Source organism: Desulfobulbus oligotrophicus (assembly GCF_016446285.1).
Lineage (GTDB): Bacteria > Desulfobacterota > Desulfobulbia > Desulfobulbales > Desulfobulbaceae > Desulfobulbus > Desulfobulbus oligotrophicus.
Window position 1 is genome coordinate 823,460 of sequence record NZ_CP054140.1, and the last position, 18,585, is coordinate 842,044.

Genomic DNA, 18,585 nt, shown 5'->3' on the forward strand with positions numbered 1-18,585 from the left:
ATGTGAACAGATTGATGCTCCTGTCCCTGTTCTTCCTCCAACTGAAGCCACAAAAAGATAACACGAATTATCCTTCCCCGCACGCAACATACACATCAATTAAAAAATCGTGTGATCTTTTCTCCAGTTTGGAGAACAGACGTTTTGGTGACAGAGGAAAGAGGCACGTGAAAAATCAAGAGATTCTGAATTTCCGCTACCTGACACTACCAAACGTTACTGTTTAAAATACCGGTTTGTTTGCTGAAATTTGCTTTCTGAAAAATTCATGGATCAACATGACCAACAATCAGATCCGTCAGGACAGCCCTGTCTGTCCATGGACTGCAGGAGAATTTTCTCCACCAGAAAACGGAAGATGGGAGAAAAACAGGCTTCAGCGGCCAGCACTGAACACAGGAAGATATCCTCGCTTTCAGGTGAACAGTACCAGGAACCAGATCACCACGATCTGAACAATAGCTAAAAAAACAGCCGCAGAACCGAGATCTTTGGCCAATCCGGAGAGTTCATGGTGTTCCAGTCCGATACGGTCAACCACGGCTTCAACTGCGGAATTGAGAATTTCAACAATCAGTAAGATCAGCAGACTGCCAACAAGGAGGGCACGCTCCACACCGGTATCACCAAGCCAACAGGCAACCGGTGTCAGAATCAGACAGACAACGAGTTCCTGACGAAAGGCCTCTTCATTGCGATAAGCGGTGGTCAATCCTACATAGGAACAGCGCAACGCCCGTCTGAGCCGTGCAACTCCGGTTCCGTTAAATTTTTCCTGTTCAATCATGCTACTGGGTTCCTCGGCCGGATAAAGCAGGCCACAAAATGGTGTTTAAAAATACACGCCCCCACTGTTACCAGATCTGTGCCAGGGGGGCCTGACATTCGGCTGACTCCTGACAGAAGTACACAAACAAAAACTTTGGCAAACCTTGCAGCGTATGGTAATTTCATACTGAAATTAATAAAATAGAGCAGACACGTCGATATGAATCGTGAAACTTTTATCAAATTACGGGCCAAACTGGGAAAAACCCAAAAACATCTTGCCGAACTTCTGGGAGTCTCCTTAAAGGCCATACAAAGTTATGAGCAGGGTTGGCGAACCATACCTCTCCATGTTGAGCGCCAACTCTATTTTCTGGCGGTTAACCAACGGCTCGACACCCAGGCCCGGCGGAGTAAAGACTGCTGGATTGTCAAAAAATGCGCACACAAAAAAGAGTGCCCGGCATGGGAGTTCCAGGCAGGGCAGCTTTGCTGGTTTCTCAGCGGTACCCACTGTGAAGGGACTGCCGATACAAGCTGGAAGGAAAAAATAGCCATCTGCCGCAATTGCGATATTCTGACCTCGCTGCTATGAACAGCACCGACAGGCGTCAGATTCCGCTCACGAACACATCGATCGGCTACCCCTCCCATTGACCATTTGTTTTTTATTTTGAAGTAAACTTATATATGGGTGCACGAACAGTCGGTATCGCAATGAGCGGTGGCGTCGACTCCACCATAGCAGCTCTGCTGCTGCTTCAGAAAGGCCATCGTGTACACGGATTCCACATGCTGCTGCCCCTTCCCCAGTCGGACGCGCAGTGCCGGCGTACACAACAGATTGCCCGGCAGCTGTCGATCCCTCTGACCATTATTGATCTGCGCCGGTCCTTCACCGAGCAGGTCGTCACCCCTTTTATCAACAGCTACCAAGCAGGCATCACTCCCAACCCCTGTATTTACTGTAACGAAACCATCAAATTCGGCCTGTTGGCCCAGACAATGTTACAGCAGGGGATGCATCTCGTTGCCACAGGTCATTATGCCCAGATACACGATCAGCAGGGCGCTCTTTTTCTGGCTCGCGGTATAGATCAGGGAAAGGATCAATCCTATTTTCTGGCCCGCCTGACTGCCAAACAACTGCAAACCGCACTCTTTCCCCTGGGGACCTGGACCAAAAAACAGGTTTATGCACAGGCAGCTGCTGCAGGTTTGCAGCGTACCAACCAGGAAAGTCAGGACGTCTGCTTTCTTACTCAGGGAATGGCCACCTTTTTTGCGAACCATGGTTTTCAAGAGCATCCCGGGCCGATTGTCTCCACAGATGGACGACAAGTCGGCGCTCATCGTGGCATCTGGCACTACACCATCGGTCAGCGCCGAGGACTTGGTTCACCGGATAAAACCCCCTGGTATGTGATCCGGCTCGATGAAAACCGTAACCAGGTGATTGTCGGCAAACAAGAAGAGCTCTTTACCGGTCGTTGCTCGCTGCATTCACTGCGTTGGACCTATGAAGCCCCACCTCTGCCCTGGCATGGTCTGGTCCAGTTGCGCTCCCGACACCTCCCTGTATTGTCTGAACTGACTGCCAATGGTGCCGGAAGCTGGTCGCTTTCCTTTGCCGCCCCGCAACGGGCTGTCACCCCCGGTCAATTCGCCGTGCTGTACAAAGACAACCGGGTAATCGGCAGCGCGGTGATCGACAAGGATAAAGAAGCACTATGAAAACACGGGTTGCGATCACCACCCTGGGCTGTAAAGTGAATCAATTCGAATCGGCAGCCTTTGCAAGCGGTTTCGAGGCAGCTGGTTGTCAGGTGGTGCCATTTCAGGCTGAAGCCGATATCTATGTGATCAACACCTGTACCGTGACCGCCAGGGCCGGTCAACAGTCACGACAGTTGATCCGACGGGTGCTGCATCAACGCCCCGGGGCCAGAATAGTGGTCACCGGCTGTTACGCCCAGATGGATCCGGAAGCAGTATTTGATCTCTCGGCAGAACCGTTGCTTGTTGTCGGTAACGGCAACAAACACCGTCTGGTGGCCACTGCCCTCAGCAAGCATTCACCTGACCTGGTTTTACTCATGGGCCGTATCCGGGAGAATCGGCAAATTTGCAACCTCCCTGTTGTCCGGTTCCGTAACCGCACCCGCGCCTACCTTCGGATTCAGGATGGTTGTGATAACTTTTGCTCCTACTGCATTGTGCCCTTTACTCGAGGCGCCAGCCGTAGCCTGCCCCTGGCCGATGTCCTGACACAGGCCGCGATTTTCGTTGAACAGGAGTATCGTGAGCTGGTGATCACCGGCATCAATGTCGGTAAATACGGCCTTGACCTTCACGAGGGTGAAACCATCTACAGTCTTCTCGATCGGCTCTGTCGCACATTTCCACACTGCCGGATTCGTCTGAGTTCCATTGAACCCGGTGAAGTGAACGACACCCTGCTCCAGCTGATGCAAAGATACCCCAACTTCATGCCGCATCTGCACATACCGCTCCAAAGCGGTGATGACGCTGTCCTGGCCCGAATGAACCGCCGGTACACCGGCGCACAGTTTGCCGATACTATCCAGCGGGTGATCGATGCCCAGCCGGAGACAACCATCGGTTGTGACGTTCTGGTCGGTTTTCCGGGTGAAACCGATCAGGAAGCCGATAACACCTATGCATTGCTCGCTGACCTGAAGATCGGTTATCTGCATGTCTTCCCCTACTCCCGAAGACCCGGCACCCTGGCCGCCTCCCTGCCCCGGCAGCTGCCCGGCCCTGTGAAGGAAAATAGAGTCCGGCGACTGCACTCGCTGGATGCAAAAAAACGCCAGTCCCGATATCAAGACAACATCGGTCGTCTCCATCGGGTGCTTGTTGAGCGGCGACAGGCAAAAAACGGACTGCTGCAGGGGTTTTCTGAAAACTATCTGCCGCTCCTGTTTCCCGGCCCCTCCCGTGAAGTTCACCAGGTGGTTTCGGTCAGGTGTACCGGCATTGAGAACGGACATCCCATAGGCATTATCACTGAGGACGAGCTTGAGGAAAGTCGTCAAACCAGGTAATCTGCGGTTCGCAGTCTTTGAGGCATATGAATGATTGGAGAAATAATTGCCATTGGCGATGAACTGACCTCGGGCCGTATCGTCAACACCACCAGTGGTCTTGCTGCCCGGCATCTGTTCCTGCTTGGTCACCAGATTCGCGCCATGCATACCATCGGCGACGATCCAAAGCTGATTGGCACCACTCTCAAGGCTGCGGTCGAACGCAGCGACTTTATCCTGGTTACAGGAGGACTGGGCGCAACCAGTGATGACCTGACCAATGAGGCGGTGATCAAAGCCCTCGGCCTCAATGGAGCCGTCCATCCGGGGGTAAAGGCAAATATTGAATCGCGCCTGGGCAGAGGTGAACAGGCTGCGATCCCCCTGGCCAAACTGGCCAATCTTCCCGAGGGAGTCGAGGTGCTGGATCCGGATTGCCGCATGGCCGGTTATCTTCTCTGGTATCACAACAAGCCGCTCTACTTTTTACCTGGTGTGCCCCCGCAGATGGAATTTCTCCTCCGCAACGAGGTTGTGCCCCGTCTGCAGGCCTTCGATGCCGGACATGCCCAGCCGGTCTGTCAGCGAATCTACCGCACCTGCGGCCTCTATGAGATTGAAATCAACAAACGTCTCAAACCCCTGGAAGATCAGAACATCGAAATCGGTTACTATCCAGTTGGTGCCGAGGTACATGTCAGCCTGACCTGTCATCGTCTGCAAAAAGGTGTCGAAAACTCCGACTTCATCCGCACTGACGCCTTTATTCGCGAGGCATTGGGTGATGACCTGTACGGTTTCAACGAAGATACCCTGGCTGCTGTAACCGGTAAACTGCTTGCTCAACATGGCCTGATGCTCGGTGTCGCCGAATCGTGTACCGGCGGGCTCATTGCCGCTTCACTGACTGAAATACCGGGGAGTTCCCGTTGGTTTAAAGGTGGAACTGTGGTCTATGCCAACGAGGCCAAGGAGCGTCTGCTCGGTATCAAGGCAGAGACCATTGCCAAAAACGGTGCGGTCAGCAGTACCGTGGCCCGGGCCATGGCCGCTGGTACAGTCAACCACCTTGGTTGCGATATAGCCGTGGCTGCGACCGGTATCGCCGGACCCGACGGCGGTACTGCAGACAAGCCCGTCGGCACCGTCTACCTTGGCCTTGCCTTTCGCGGGCATGTCAGCAGCCGTAGACACCTTTTCCACGGATCGCGCCGTCAGGTTCAGGAGAAGACCGCACAAAGCGCCATAGACATGGTACGCCGTACCCTGCTTGATTTTAACCCAGCTCAATAAGGAGTTGTTCATGACGAAAACGACCGACAACAGTGAAGGCCGTCTGAAAAGCATTGATAATGCCATCACCCAAATCCACCGGCAATTCGGTAAAGGCTCGATCATGCGCCTTGGTTCAACGGAACGGGAAAATATTCCGGTCATACCAACCGGTGTTCTTTCCATTGACCTGGCGCTGGGGGTCGGAGGCCTGCCCCGGGGCCGGGTAACCGAAATCTACGGTCCGGAATCTTCCGGCAAGACCACCCTGGCCCTGCATGTCATTGCCGAGGCGCAACGGCGCGGTGGCAACGCCGCCTTCATCGACGCTGAACATGCCCTGGATGTTGCCTATGCCGAACGGTTGGGAGTCGATGTCGACAACCTGCTCATCTCACAGCCGGATTACGGTGAACAGGCCCTGGAGATTGCCGAAATCCTCATTCGCAGCGGCGGTATCGACGTTGTGGTCATTGACTCGGTGGCGGCGCTGGTGCCAAGAGCCGAGATCGACGGCAACGTCGGCGACCAGCACGTCGGCCTTCAGGCCCGGCTCATGAGCCATACCATGCGCAAATTCACCGGTGTGCTCTCCCGTACCAACACCGTGCTGATCTTCATCAACCAGATCCGCATGAAGATCGGAGTTATGTTCGGTAATCCTGAAACCACCACCGGTGGCAATGCACTTAAATTTTACAGTTCTATCCGTATTGATATCCGCAAAATCAGTACCATCAAAGAAGGGCAGGAATCGATCGGCAACCAAACAAGAGTCAAGGTCGTTAAAAACAAGGTGGCACCGCCCTTCAAACAGGCTGAGTTCGATATTGTTTACGGCGAAGGCATCTCAAGGACCGGAGACTTACTCGACCTTGGCGTTGCCCATGGCCTGGTCGACAAGAGTGGGTCCTGGTACAGTTATCAGGACGAGCGTATCGGCCAGGGCCGTGAAAATGCAAAAAAATTCCTCCTGGAGCATCCAACCGCTATGACCGACATCAACCGGAAATTACGGCTGGCTTTCGGCATGCCGGTTGACGGTGATCCGGATGCAGACTGAGACACGTAAACATGTCAGGGATGAGATGCCTGATGGGTTGCTGAAGAATACAGGATATTCTTTTTAAGACGATCAATCTACAGATCGCTGACAGCCTTACCGCAGCGATCCATGCAAAAAACAGGTTACGTGATCGGTCCACTCAACCCGCCCTGGTGTTCTTTAAAACGGACAAGGGCGGTGAGAAAGTCGCAGCATGGGGTCGGTACCCCGAATATCCGTCCCTGAGCCGAGACATAGCCGACCATGGCCTCGACCTCTGTGGGTTTATGATGTTCCAGATCCTGGAGCATTGAGGGTCGGTGGTTGTAGGTGGCCGGCAGTAACTGTTCATAAAAAACGTTGCGATAAGCGGCAGCGCTGGGCCAGGGTACTGATCCCCCCATGGTCGTGAGCACCGCAAAGGTCTCGTCAATCACCTGGTCCATAAGCATACGGGTTTCTTCATGCTCTCCAAGTAAGCCATAGTGAACACCAAGAACGGCGCCCAGAGGGTTGAGGGTGCAGTTGTACAGGAGTTTTGCATAAAGTGACTGATAGATATCCGGCACCGCGACGGTAGGCAGACCGGCATGTGTCAATGCTTCAGCCAGTCGTTTGGCGGCAGCCGGAACAACCCCGGGTACACAGCCGCCCACATGCACGGCGTCCGCAGAGACTGAAATCTGCACCCGGCCGGACTGCTCAATCTCAAAGCCTGTTATTACCCGGGCGGCAAGGCTTCGTTCACGACCGAGTCGCTCTTCCAGTTTTTCCAGGTTACCACAGCCGTTCTGCATTGATACCACCGGACAATAACAGCTGCTCAGGTTGGCAATGGCGGCAATGGCGGCATCAGTGTCATAGGTTTTGGTCGTCAGCAGAACGATATCGTAGGCAGCACCGCTGCGCGCCTTCAGGCTGGTGAGCAAACCAAGCTGTTCCGGATGCGCGTGAAACGTGCCCAGAACACCGCTCACCTCCAGTCCTGTCTGTTGCAGGGGAGCAAGAAAACGAGGTCGTATGACCAGGTCGACCTGATGTCCAGCTGCCGCCAGCATGCAGCCAATGGCCTGGCCCAAAGCTCCTGCTCCAAAAACCAAAAAATACATGCCACCCTCCGTTATCGTCGCCATTCCGTATCTCCACTCGAGCAGATACAGGATTTGTGGTAACAGTGCCGCCTGTCCGGTATACTCTCAACAGTACACAACAAAAATCCAACAGTCTATCGTGTATGGAGCTGATCATCATTGCCGCCCTGACCCGCCGCCGGGTCATTGGCCATCACAATACCATTCCCTGGCAGATCCCGGAAGACCTGGCCCACTTCAAAGCCGTCACCATGGGTTTTCCAGTCATAATGGGTCGACGGACCTATGCATCCATCGGCGGCCCTCTGCCGGGAAGAAAAACGATCGTGGTGACTGCCGATCCAAATTTTTATGCACATCCAGGCTGCAGGGTGGCTGTCAGCCTCCATGCGGCCATCTCGTCCTGCAGGGGCGCAGAAAAAGTCTTTATTGCCGGTGGTACGCGTTTATACAAGGAGGCACTCCCCCTGGCCGACACCCTGATCCTCACCGTTATCTTGCAGGAGTTCATCGGTGATACATACTTTCCGGAGTTTTCCGCTTATCCGTTTATCCTGACTGACAGCCGGCCCCTTGACGCTGCAGTTCCCGCAAGAGTTGACACCTACCACCGCAAAAGGGGCATGCATACCATAAAAAGCCCTTTTTAGTTCTTTGATCCCGGAAATCATAGCTGCAGCAAGCCTGATTTTATGCTAGAAAAGGCCGTTATGCGACGTTTCTTCCTGTCAGACAGTATCCGCAGTGATGATCGGGTTATTCTCACCGGTGCGGAAGCCCGGCACATCGCCTCAGTGTGTCGTCTCAAAGCCGGCCACAAGGTCGAACTGTTCGACGGTGAGGGGAACGTGTACACTACTGTACTGGAAACAGTGGATAAAAACAGTGTTACTCTGGTCATAGAAGAGGCACGGTTTGAAATCACTGTTGAGCAGTCTCCCCTGACTTTGGCGCAAGGGTTACTCAAGGGTAAGAAGATGGATCTAGTGATCCAAAAAGCAACCGAATTGGGCGTGCATACCTTTCTACCGCTTGAGTCCCGTTACTGTGAAAACCAGGGTGCCCGCAATCGTCAGCTGGAGCGTTGGCAACGAATCTCCATTGAGGCATGTAAACAGTGCCATCGCACGGCACCCATGCGGATTCTGCCGGTTACCCCCCTGGCTCAGGCCGACTTCTCAATCTTCCGGCATCGATTAGTCGCCTATGAGGACGAAAAGATTTCGGCATTACCGCAGCATCTTTCCAAACAGCCCGGTGCAATCTGCCTGGTGCTCGGACCAGAGGGTGGGCTCCATGCTGAGGATCTGCATGTCCTTCAACAGTGGAATTTCACTGTTTTTTCTTTAGGGCGCCTTATCCTTCGAGCTGAGACCGCCGCCCTGGCGGCAACGGCGATCGTTCGTTACTTAAGCGGAGGTTTGGAGCCTGTGGACAGGCAACTCTCGACAGACCACCCCTCTCCAGAGATGGAGAATCTCGTGTAACTTTTGCTCATAGCCCAAAGCCCCCTTCTTCTATGCGAGCAGTCATCCAGCGTGTCAGCAAAGCTCAGGTCGAGGTTGAGCAACAGGTTATCGGTGCTATCAGTACCGGCCTGGTTGCCCTTATCGGTATGCATCGGTCCGACACAGACAAAGATCTGCTGTGGATGGTCGACAAAATACAGCATCTTCGCATCTTTAATGATAGCAACGGTGTCATGAACCGTTCACTGGTGGATATCGGCGGTGAACTACTGGTGGTCTCCCAGTTCACCCTGCATGGTGACTGCCGCAAAGGCCGCCGACCGTCCTGGCATGAAGCAGCGCCGCCTGAACAGGCACGGCACCTCTATGATCGCTTCCTTGCTCTCTGCAAAGAACAGAATCTTGCGACGCAAAACGGTACATTCCAGGCTGATATGCACCTGTCCTTGACAAATTCCGGCCCGGTCACCATTCTTTTAGACTCTCATAAAATTTTTTAAAAACGGAGCGTTATGACCACGTTTACCATTGGTTCAACCTATCACGGCTTTCTCCTGCAGAAGAAAGAAGCTATTCCGGAAATTCATTCCACCGCGTTTTTGTTTACTCATACGGTTCTCGGTTGTCAGGCCTTAGCCATTAAAAATCAGGATATCAACAAGACGTTCTGTGTATCCTTCATGACCGTTCCCGAAGATTCGACCGGTGTAGCCCATATTCTCGAGCACTCGGTTCTGATGGGCTCTCAGAAGTATCCTGTCAAGGACGTGTTCGGTGAAATTCATAAGGGCGGCCTGATGACCTTTCTCAATGCCATGACCGGGTCAGACACCACCTGGTATCCCTTTGCCACACGCAACCTCAAAGAGTACTTCAACATCATGGACGTCTACTGCGACGTGGTCTTTAACCCGCTCCTGCTGCGTTCAACCTTTGAACAGGAGGGGTGGCACTATCATCTGGAAAAAAATGAAGACCAGCTCCAGTACATGGGTGTGGTGTTCAATGAGATGAAGGGTGCCTATTCCGACCCGATCCGGGCCCTGTTTCATAATATTTATCAGGGATTGATGCCGGAATCGACCTATGCCCACGAATCAGGCGGCAATCCCCGATGTATTCCCGACCTCACCTATGAACAGTTCGTGGCCTTTCACCGCTCACACTATCACCCTTCCAACTGCACCCTGTTTTTTTACGGTGACGCTCCTCTGGAAGAAGAACTGGCCTTTGTTCAACAGCGCTTCCTGGCACAATTTACAGAACCGGTGCCCAAGGCCGGGATCAAAGAAGGGGTGGAGACAACAGCCCCCCGGTTCATTACCGACACCTACCCGGTGCAGCCGGGAAGCCCCACAGAACAGCGATCGTTTCTGGCCATAAGCTCGACCGTCGGCACAGTGCACGACCGGAAACGCAATGCCGCCTTTCAGATCATTGCCAACATCCTGTTCAACTCCGATGGCTCACCGTTAAAAAAGGCCATCATCAACGCCTCATTGTGCAAAGATTTCGGTGGTGTGTTTTTGGCAAACACGGCCCATAAAACCTTCATGGTCACCTATCTGATTGGAACAGACCCGGAAAAACGTGATCATTTTCTTGCCCTCTATAAGGCAACGCTGACCCGCATGGTTGAACAGCAGCTGGATCGTGATCTGGTTCTCTCGGAGCTCAACAAGCATGAATTCACGGTCCGGGAAGAGATGAACAAGGCACAGCGTGGTCTTGACCTGATCAACAAGGCCTTACCTGCCCTGAAGTATGAGATGTCGCCGTTTGCAGCCCTGCGCATGGAAGAGCTTTTAGCAGAGATCCGGAAGGAGGCAACGGAAAACGGCTATTTTGAACAACTCATCCGTACTTTTCTGTTGGACAACCCAGCCACGGTCACCGTCACTCTTGCTCCGGATCCGGAAAAAATGGCAGAAAATGTCCGCCAGGAGCAACAGCAACTGGAAACCTTTGCCCTATCCCTCACCAAAGAGAGCCGGTTGCAGCTGGTGCAACGAACCAAAGAACTGATGGCGCTTCAGGCAACCCCCACCTCTCTTGAGGATCTGCACCGTCTGCCGCGCCTTTCATTGGACGATCTTGATCGACAGCCGCCATTTCATGCAGTGCTGCCCTCTTCTCTGGGTACAGAAACCGAACTGTTGATCAACGATCTTGACACAAACGGTATCTGCTATCTCGATTTTGGCCTGGACTGCTCCTCACTGCCTGTCCACCTGTTGCCCTATCTTGACCTGTTTGCCACCATTCTCACTGAAATCGGCACCGCTAAAAAAGATTACATGCAGTTTGCCAAGGCCATCAACCTGTGTACCGGCGACTTCTCTCACTCTTTTCAGGTCTATGTACGTGCCGATGACCAGACCAGAGTTCGGCCGATACTCTGGTTGCACATGAAGGCGTTATCCGGTTATCTGGCGCAGGCTCTCGACCTCCTGACAGAGGTGTTAACCTCGGTCGATTTCTCCGATATCCATCACATCGAAGAGATCGTGCAGCGGGAATTCGCCTGGGCGGAACATGCGGCCCAGAGTGAAGGGTACTCTCTGGCGGCTACCAGAACCTTTTCTCATCTCAGCCGGGCCGGTCAGTACCACGAATATGTGCAGGGCATGCATGCCTATCTCCACCTGAAGCAGTTAGCCGGCAACTATCCGGCACAGGAGACGGCGCTGTACGATGCCCTTGGTCAGATCCGCGACCTCCTGTTTCGCCGCCAGGGTCTGATTGTGGCAATCACCGCTGAAGATCGCGATATCAGAAACTTTCAGGAGCTGGGACTGTCTGTGGTCCAGGGATTACCGGATCTTCCCCTGCAGCCGGTGCACCCCCGGTTTGCTCAACCCCCTGCGTCCCAGGCCTTTAAAACGTCGGCAGAGGTGGTGTTCAACGTGCAGGCCTGTACGCTCTTTCCTGACATCCGTCAGTACAACGGGTCCTTTGAGGTCCTCCGGACCTGGCTGTCTCGTGATTATCTGTGGAATACCGTACGACAGATGGGTGGGGCCTACGGCTGTTTTATCCGGTTTAATCACCTCACCGGCAACTTCGGCATGGTCAGTTATCGCGATCCCCAGGTGAAAAAGACCTATGAGGCCTATGAGGCACTCCCGACCGTGGTCAATGAACTGAAAAGTATACCTACAGAGCTGTTACAGCAACTGATCATCGGTGCCTACGGTTCAGCCACCCCGCATCAGGGACCGGCGGCTCAGGGTGCAGCTGCCCGTAATGACTATCTGTCTGGAATCACTCCGGTGTTTCGTCAACAGCGAATTGAAGAGATGATCCAGACCAGTGCTCAGGATCTGCAGGCCTTTGCCCCTCTCTTCAACCAGTTACAGACGACTCGTTATCGAAGCACCATCGGTAACGGTGAAAAGATTGAACACGATAAGGATCTGTTCAGCGAAATAACAGAACTGTAACAGGGTACGCAAAACAGGCTGTCAGTCCTTTCTCGGACTCGACAGCCTGTCCACCACCCGGTTGTAATAGGGCCCATCCTCACCCAGCTCCAAGGGTCTGCCTCGACGACACCCTAACTTGGTCTGCAGAAAGCTGATTCTCTTCAACTGTCTGATCTTCTCCTTTTCATCTGTGCAGTCAACCAGTACCTGTTCAAGCCGGGTGATCTCTTTTTGCAGCGCCACCTCTTCAGGGACGTATCCTGCGTTTTTTAAAAGACGGTACGCCATACGCAGATCCTCCGGCACGTTGGCCATATCATCGGGAGGCAGCGGCTTGTTTTTCCAGTGGCTGAGATCAGGAATTTTCCCCTCAGCCATAGCCTGCTGAATCTTGCGCTCTGCAATAGTCTGAATAATGGAAAACATGTGGCCTCATTCTTTTTCTTGTAGACAGAAGAACAGATCGATACAGTAGGGCACAATGAGTAAAAGCAGCTGAGCTGCCGCCCGCTAACTATACTGAGGAACCGACAAATGAACAAACAAAGTTTACTGATCGTCATGATGTTGGTGCTGTTTGCCTGGTCCTGTGCCTGGAGCGAGGAATTACCCTGGGATGTGAAAACACCGTTCAAAGAAGCCACAATTTACTATGAACTCAGCGGGACCGAGGTGGGCAAGGAAACGCTGTACATACAGGAATTCGGTGCCCGCCAGGCAAAGCATCGGTCCACCACCGCCACTCTTATGGGAATAAGCAAAGACACCCAGACCATCCAGATTACCGATCAGAACTGGATCTACCATTATGATATACGAGAAAAAACCGGCGGAAAAACAACCAACCCCGTCAAAATATACCGGAGCGAATATGCTAAGTTGAATGCCGAAGAAAAAAAGAACTTTGAAAAGAACGCCAAAGAACTGGGCCCTGGCGGTATGTTTGCGCAAGTGGACAGTGTGATCAGGTACAAGGATGATAAGATACTTGGCTTTGACTGCGATATTGCCTCTGTTGCCGGCATCTCCACGGTGTACCTGCTTCATAAAACAGCTATTCCCCTCAAGGCCGAGACCTCTGTCATGGGGATAAAAAACAACGTCATTGCTACCAAGGTTGACACCAGTACCCCTGTCCCGGATGACGCATTCTCGGCGCCGACCGGTATCACCGCTCAACTCGATCAACCGATGGAGTCAATGATGCAGGAGATGGTCAAAAACACGGTGGACACCCTCAAACGTGCCGACGGCATCGAGCTGATGCGGCAATCCGGACCTCTGGGAATGATGGGCGAGGCTCCTCTCCAGCAGATGCTCGGCAGGGAGATGGAAGGTGATGGTGATCAGGAAGAACAACAGGAGCTGATGCGGCAGATAAACGAAGCCCTGCAGCACGTGCGCAAACAACAGCCGCAAAAATAAACAGGTGACCGGCTGCTACGCTTCGACAATTTTTATATGCTGTGGTAATGGCGCTGGGAGTTCGACATGTCTACCGGCGATAATGCTGCAAAATCACCTTTACCCGGGTTGAACTGCCAAAAGAAGCCTACAGCCCTGCAGAATATCTGTGACACCACTGCAGGGCCATTTCATCTCAAGACACGCCACATGTTCATGCTCAGTCACTTCCGGCAAAGCCTCTCAGACAAACTGCCGGCCAAAACGTCACCTCCTCACAAGGATCTGTTTTTTTACAAAATCTGTCATCTGCGTCTGCCGTATCCGTTCTTGTGCCAGCCGGGATGATGACCATTTTGATTGTTGTGGTGATGCCAGCCTGCACTGTGTGCACCACCATGCCCATGCCAGTACCCGGGTCGGCAACAGGCGCCAAGGGAAATAAGTAACGTCAGCAATAGGCCCGTCATGACAATCTTCTTCATTGTACGCTCCTTTGACTATTGAAAGAAAAATTTAAACGCAGCAGCAAACATATTATACTGCTTGCACGTAGAATGCCAGGATAAGCCTGTGATACGTATCTAATCGAGACCACATAAAAAACCAGGGACTGATACTTTCTTTAGGGGACACGGACCACATTGGAAAACAACCGGGGATGGGTACTTTTTACCTGCCGCTAAACAGGAAAAAACAGAGGTTTCCGAAAAATATTCTATAATAACAGTGCGTTAAAAGAAAAAATAAGCACACACCCGTTTTCGGTACCCTGTGTAAACCGGACACTTATTACCCACCCGAAACCAGTGAAGTTGTCGCTCTATCTGACAGAAAGCGTCTACTGCCCCGGCTGCCTCACGGCATCATCAGGCCTTTCCAAAACTGCAGACCGGGTACTGACAGGTTGCACAGTTACGACACAAGCCACCATGCCCCAACTGCGCCAGCTCTTCACGCCCGATGGTCTCACCGGTCAGGATGCGGGGCAGCACCAGATCCAGAACCGTTATTTTATGGAACATGCCGCAGGCAGGTACCCCAAGAACCGGTACACTCCCTATCCGACCGACAAGAAACATGGCACCGGGGAGAACCGGTGTTCCGTACACCACTGCCTCGGCACCGGCTACAGCAATGCCTAAACGCGTTACATCATCCGGATCAACCGACATACCACCGGAAGTGACTATCAGCTCTGCCCCCTCCTCCAAACAGGCCTGGATCGCGGACGCAATCTGTTCAGGGTCGTCCGGAGCAAACCGCACCGTGCCCACGGTGGAACCCAAAGTCGCCAACTTATCACGCAGGACCTGCTCAAAACGATCTTCAATCCGGCCATGAAAGACCTCATTACCGGTGATGACCAAACCGGCACGCACGGTTGCCAGGGGAAGAACCTGTACAATCGCCCCTTCCTCTCGGGCAATGGCCACCGCCTCACGCACAACAGAACGCCGGGCCACCAGGGGAATGGCCCGAGAAGCTGCAACCTGCTCACCTTTTTGAACAGGGGTGTTATTTTGAAGCGTGGCACACATCACTTCACCCAGCAGGTTAAAACGGTACAACGCCTCCCGATTCACCTTCAGCAGTCCATCCACTGCCGCCCGCAAACCCACCTTACCCTCGACAATCTCCGTTGAATATGTCACGCCATCTCCGGACAGAGCCTCAGCCATCAGTAACGCCGCTTCATTTTCATGCACCTCATCCGGGCCAAGTTGCAGCACATAAATGTGTTCCTTGCCCAAACGACGCAGATGGTCAATATCCTCTTTCCGGATGATATGTCCTTTGCGGAAGGCCCGTCCCTTGAACGTATCTTTCACGATTTCGGTGATGTCATGGGGCAGAACCATTCCCACAGCCTGTTCCACCGGAACTATCGATTTTACTGACGGAGTTGTCTTGTGCACCATACTCTTTCTCCTTACTGCTTCTTATTGGTCTTCCGATGTGGGGATCTGCTTGCACAGGTTGACGGCCAAGACCTCAACACCCTGTGCTCTGACCTGTAAAATGTTTATTGCACCGTAATCCTGTGGTATCTTAAACAATTGCTGAACAGGACGTTGCAGCAACCTGGAGAGAAGGACACGATTAACTCCGGCATGGGCAACAATCAGTATCGGCCCCTGCTCCCGGCCGGTGAGAAGAGCCTCCAAAGCAGGAAGCGCACGGGCAGCCACATCACCAAAACTCTCTCCTCTGCAAGGTCTGTAGTGTTCCAGATTCCGACCGCGCTCCTCATAAGCCCCGGGAAAGAGGTGTTCGATTTCCATTACCGTGCGACCTTCCCAATCGCCGAGATCAATCTCTGCAAAGGCTCCGTTCTGTTCCATCATATCAACTGTCCAACCGCTGACCAGTACAGCCGTTTGTACGGCCCGTTGCAAAGGCGAGGTAACAACACGCGCAAAAGACATGGAGCGAAACTGCTCTCCCAAGACCTGCGCCTGTCGGATTCCGGAGCTGCTGAGCGGTAAATCGGACCGGCCGACAAAACGACGGGGAACACTGGTTTCGATCTCACCATGGCGCAGCAAATAGATCAAACGTTGCATAAACTTCCGGTACGTTGCAGTCGGCAGTGCCTGTTGTCGCCTTATTGCATATTTACAGCAATCCGATATATCTGTTGCCTAAGAAAGTCAATCTCGATTCCTAGTACCAGGCATCGATCCCCACAAGGCAGGTTGTCGTCCATGTGCTCATCCCGGCAGCCTGACGGTGAACAGCGCATCTGCGGTACGGATCCCTCTTTTGTTCTGACAGATGTCTTCTGTTTTATTCTGGTCGATTCCTGCCCACTTTTGGTATAGTCTTCCCGAAAAATCCAGTGAACCGAGGGCTCTTTTTTGATCAAAAGATCCTCTGTTCAGGCACGGACCGGTTACAATCATCGTTTCCAACGACTGATCCATTTTTCACTGTGCCCGACAACAGCGTGACCACCACGTATCCAAGGAGAAGACATGCCTGGTGCCATTGATATGCACACCCACGCCTTTCCCGATCATATAGCGGCCAGGGCAATTCCCGCTCTTGAAAAGGAAGGGAACATTACAGCCTGCCTCAACGGCACAGTGGCAGCTCTGCTCAGCTCCATGGATCAGGCCGGAATAGAACGCTCTGTCCTCTGCTCGATCGCCACCCGCCCCGAACACTTTATCCCTATTTTAGAATGGTCCAAAACCATTCGCTCTGATCGGATTGAGCCGTTTCCATCCCTGCACCCTGAAGACTCTCAACTGCTCGATCACCTGCAGGCAATACACAGTGAAGGATTCATAGGGGTCAAAATGCACTCCTACTACCAGAACTATTTTCTTGACGACCGGCGGCTCTTTGCCCTGTATGACCTGATGAGCGAATTAGGGACAATCCTGGTGATTCATGCAGGGTATGATATTGCTTACCCTCGTATCCGTATGGCTGATCCCCAGCGGATCCTTTACATCAGTCGTCAGTTCCCCAAACTCAAGCTGATAGCCACGCACCTGGGCGGCTGGGATGAATGGGACGCCGTCCGCGAGTTGCTCACCGGTCAACCGATTTATATGGAGCTCTCTTTTGCCTTCAACAGTCTTAGCAGCGAGCGTATCCGCGATATTATGCTGCACCACCCGGCAGAATACCTCCTTTTCGGTACCGATTCTCCCTGGACAGACCAGGCAACCGGCCTCGAGATGTTGATGCGACTCGGCCTGCCGGATGATCTGTTGACGAAAGTTATCCGCACCAACGCCTTACACCTGCTCAAGACAAACCAACAACACTCTCCTCTTTCAACACGCGAAGCAAAGCAAGGAGCACAACCGTGCTGATCAACCGTTCTTCAAGAAAGACAAACTCTGTGTTGAGCCTCACTCTACTGATAACGCTGACCATCGGCTTCTCCGGATGTGCCCGGCAGCAGCAGTGGTTCAAGCCCGGGCTCAATCAGCATGAATTCGAACAGGATGCAGCCCACTGTCGCAAGCAGGCCGCCAAATCCACATACCAAAGTCCGTTTGCCTTTAACGCCGGGGAAATGGACGGACTTGAACAGTCCATGGTCCGGGAACGGTTTTTTGAGCGGTGTATGACGGCTAAAGGGTATCGATTACAACGTGAACCTTCAACAAAATAAAGCCGCACTCTCCAGTTGAAAGACCTTGCTGATCTCTGAACTCCCGCTACTTCAGAATCGCGTACTTTTCCATTGTCCAATTCCACAAAAGACAGCCCTGCACCACGGCAATCGCCATCCATGCCGATCTCAAGAGGCAACCAATGTATATCTGAACGTGCGCATTCACACCTGCATTGCAGTGCAAATCATCTCTGCACCCGATCCTGATCACTTCTCCCGCCTGTTCTCAAAGCTGCCCATCATTTAGAACAGCGACGCAGCCTTCGCATTCAACAGGCAGATCCAGCCTCTCTGTTACGCTCGATCTATCTTGTGCAAAAATGTATCGGTACTGACGCACTCCACGCCGATGTTTGCGATATCGTGTATGTTTGCCCGGGCGATCTCTTTTGTCTGCGCCCCGGCAGCGTCGGTGATCAACACAACCTCATAGCCAAGCGCCACACCGTCGAAAACTGTTGTTCGAATACAGTTAGGATACTGTACTCCACAAACGGCGATGGTCTGCACCCCCAATCGACGCAGCATGAAATCCAACTCCGTGTTCATGAAGGCACTGAATCGATTTTTAACAACCCTGTACTCATTGTCCAGCGGTTCGAGTCCCTGCACAATGTCACATCCTTTTGTACCGGGAACACAGTACGCTTTTTCTGTCAGGAATCCCTGGAGTCTGGTGATCTCTATATCACTGCCATCCGCCCGATACTCTCGTATCACATGAAAGACCGGAAATGCTTGCTCTCGGAAGTACTGCAGCACCCGTTTGATATTTGCAAGCGCATCCATCCCTCCAGCCACGTGCATGGGAGCACCCGGCAGCACAAAATCGTTTTGCATATCAATGATGATCAGCGCTGTTTCTGCTTTCATTTCCCCCTCCCTATCCGCCTTGTGGTTAATCAACAGTCATGCATAAAGCT

18 protein-coding genes are annotated in these 18,585 nt (G+C 52.8%); 12 read left to right on the plus strand and 6 right to left on the minus strand.

The window, feature by feature from the left end; genetic code table 11:
• Positions 1-415: 415 nt before the first annotated feature.
• On the minus strand, positions 416-787 hold the full coding sequence (locus tag HP555_RS03790; protein WP_199263862.1) for a diacylglycerol kinase: 372 nt from the start codon (positions 785-787) through the stop codon (positions 416-418).
• Between the two features lie 201 nt (positions 788-988).
• On the opposite strand from HP555_RS03790, the gene HP555_RS03795 reads away from it, so the two are divergent.
• From HP555_RS03795 to recA, 5 genes are all read left to right on the plus strand, one after another.
• Entirely contained in the window at positions 989-1,363 is a 375-nt protein-coding gene (locus HP555_RS03795; protein ID WP_199263863.1) for a helix-turn-helix domain-containing protein, read from the plus strand.
• A gap of 95 nt (positions 1,364-1,458) precedes the next feature.
• A complete protein-coding gene (gene mnmA, locus HP555_RS03800; RefSeq protein ID WP_199263864.1) occupies positions 1,459-2,502 on the plus strand; it encodes a tRNA 2-thiouridine(34) synthase MnmA in 1,044 nt (347 codons plus the stop codon).
• Positions 2,499-3,836 carry a tRNA (N(6)-L-threonylcarbamoyladenosine(37)-C(2))-methylthiotransferase MtaB gene (mtaB, locus tag HP555_RS03805; protein WP_199263865.1) on the plus strand — a complete coding sequence of 446 codons (1,338 nt, stop codon included), beginning with the start codon at positions 2,499-2,501 and terminating at the stop codon, positions 3,834-3,836. Before mnmA ends, mtaB begins: the two co-directional genes overlap by 4 nt.
• A 30-nt stretch (positions 3,837-3,866) precedes the next feature.
• Complete coding sequence (locus HP555_RS03810) at positions 3,867-5,111, plus strand: CinA family nicotinamide mononucleotide deamidase-related protein (protein ID WP_199263866.1); 1,245 nt, start codon at positions 3,867-3,869, stop codon at positions 5,109-5,111.
• A 10-nt stretch (positions 5,112-5,121) separates the two neighbouring features.
• Complete coding sequence (recA, locus tag HP555_RS03815; protein ID WP_199263867.1) at positions 5,122-6,153, plus strand: recombinase RecA; 1,032 nt, start codon at positions 5,122-5,124, stop codon at positions 6,151-6,153.
• A gap of 125 nt (positions 6,154-6,278) precedes the next feature.
• Here the strand turns inward: recA and HP555_RS03820 are convergent, their stop codons facing one another.
• Positions 6,279-7,244 (minus strand): ketopantoate reductase family protein, encoded by a 966-nt coding sequence (locus HP555_RS03820; RefSeq protein WP_199263868.1) that lies wholly within the window; start codon positions 7,242-7,244, stop codon positions 6,279-6,281.
• A gap of 125 nt (positions 7,245-7,369) precedes the next feature.
• On the opposite strand from HP555_RS03820, the gene HP555_RS03825 reads away from it, so the two are divergent.
• The 4 genes from HP555_RS03825 to HP555_RS03840 are packed head-to-tail and all read left to right on the plus strand — an operon-like array spanning position 7,370 to position 12,138.
• Positions 7,370-7,876, plus strand: a complete 507-nt coding sequence (locus tag HP555_RS03825; RefSeq protein ID WP_199263869.1) for a dihydrofolate reductase — start codon at positions 7,370-7,372, stop codon at positions 7,874-7,876.
• A 42-nt stretch (positions 7,877-7,918) separates the two neighbouring features.
• On the plus strand, positions 7,919-8,713 hold the full coding sequence (locus HP555_RS03830) for an RsmE family RNA methyltransferase (RefSeq protein WP_199263870.1): 795 nt from the start codon (positions 7,919-7,921) through the stop codon (positions 8,711-8,713).
• 32 nt (positions 8,714-8,745) lie between these two features.
• A complete protein-coding gene (gene dtd, locus HP555_RS03835; RefSeq protein ID WP_199263871.1) occupies positions 8,746-9,195 on the plus strand; it encodes a D-aminoacyl-tRNA deacylase in 450 nt (149 codons plus the stop codon).
• A gap of 12 nt (positions 9,196-9,207) precedes the next feature.
• On the plus strand, positions 9,208-12,138 hold the full coding sequence (locus tag HP555_RS03840; protein WP_199263872.1) for an insulinase family protein: 2,931 nt from the start codon (positions 9,208-9,210) through the stop codon (positions 12,136-12,138).
• A gap of 21 nt (positions 12,139-12,159) precedes the next feature.
• Here HP555_RS03840 and HP555_RS03845 read toward each other — a convergent pair whose 3' ends face one another.
• On the minus strand, positions 12,160-12,546 hold the full coding sequence (locus HP555_RS03845; RefSeq protein ID WP_199263873.1) for a DnaJ family domain-containing protein: 387 nt from the start codon (positions 12,544-12,546) through the stop codon (positions 12,160-12,162).
• A 108-nt stretch (positions 12,547-12,654) separates the two neighbouring features.
• On the opposite strand from HP555_RS03845, the gene HP555_RS03850 reads away from it, so the two are divergent.
• A complete protein-coding gene (locus HP555_RS03850) occupies positions 12,655-13,545 on the plus strand; it encodes a hypothetical protein (protein ID WP_199263874.1) in 891 nt (296 codons plus the stop codon).
• 848 nt (positions 13,546-14,393) lie between these two features.
• On the opposite strand, the gene HP555_RS03860 is transcribed toward HP555_RS03850, so the two are convergent.
• Positions 14,394-15,446 carry a molybdopterin-binding protein gene (locus HP555_RS03860; protein ID WP_199263876.1) on the minus strand — a complete coding sequence of 351 codons (1,053 nt, stop codon included), beginning with the start codon at positions 15,444-15,446 and terminating at the stop codon, positions 14,394-14,396.
• A 21-nt stretch (positions 15,447-15,467) separates the two neighbouring features.
• On the minus strand, positions 15,468-16,091 hold the full coding sequence (locus HP555_RS03865) for a histidine phosphatase family protein (protein ID WP_199263877.1): 624 nt from the start codon (positions 16,089-16,091) through the stop codon (positions 15,468-15,470).
• Between the two features lie 411 nt (positions 16,092-16,502).
• Here HP555_RS03865 and HP555_RS03870 point away from each other — a divergent pair, with 411 nt between their 5' ends.
• Both HP555_RS03870 and HP555_RS03875 read left to right on the plus strand, forming a co-directional pair.
• The gene (locus HP555_RS03870) at positions 16,503-17,354 is read left to right on the plus strand and encodes an amidohydrolase family protein (RefSeq protein ID WP_199263878.1); all 852 of its coding nucleotides are present in this window, start codon (positions 16,503-16,505) and stop codon (positions 17,352-17,354) included.
• Positions 17,348-17,659: a hypothetical protein gene (locus tag HP555_RS03875; RefSeq protein ID WP_199263879.1), complete on the plus strand. Its 312-nt coding sequence runs from the start codon at positions 17,348-17,350 to the stop codon at positions 17,657-17,659. The genes HP555_RS03870 and HP555_RS03875 overlap by 7 nt, the downstream gene beginning before the upstream one ends.
• Before the next feature lie 297 nt (positions 17,660-17,956).
• On the opposite strand, the gene HP555_RS03880 is transcribed toward HP555_RS03875, so the two are convergent.
• Entirely contained in the window at positions 17,957-18,535 is a 579-nt protein-coding gene (locus HP555_RS03880) for a cysteine hydrolase family protein (protein WP_199263880.1), read from the minus strand.
• Positions 18,536-18,585: the final 50 nt, after the last annotated feature.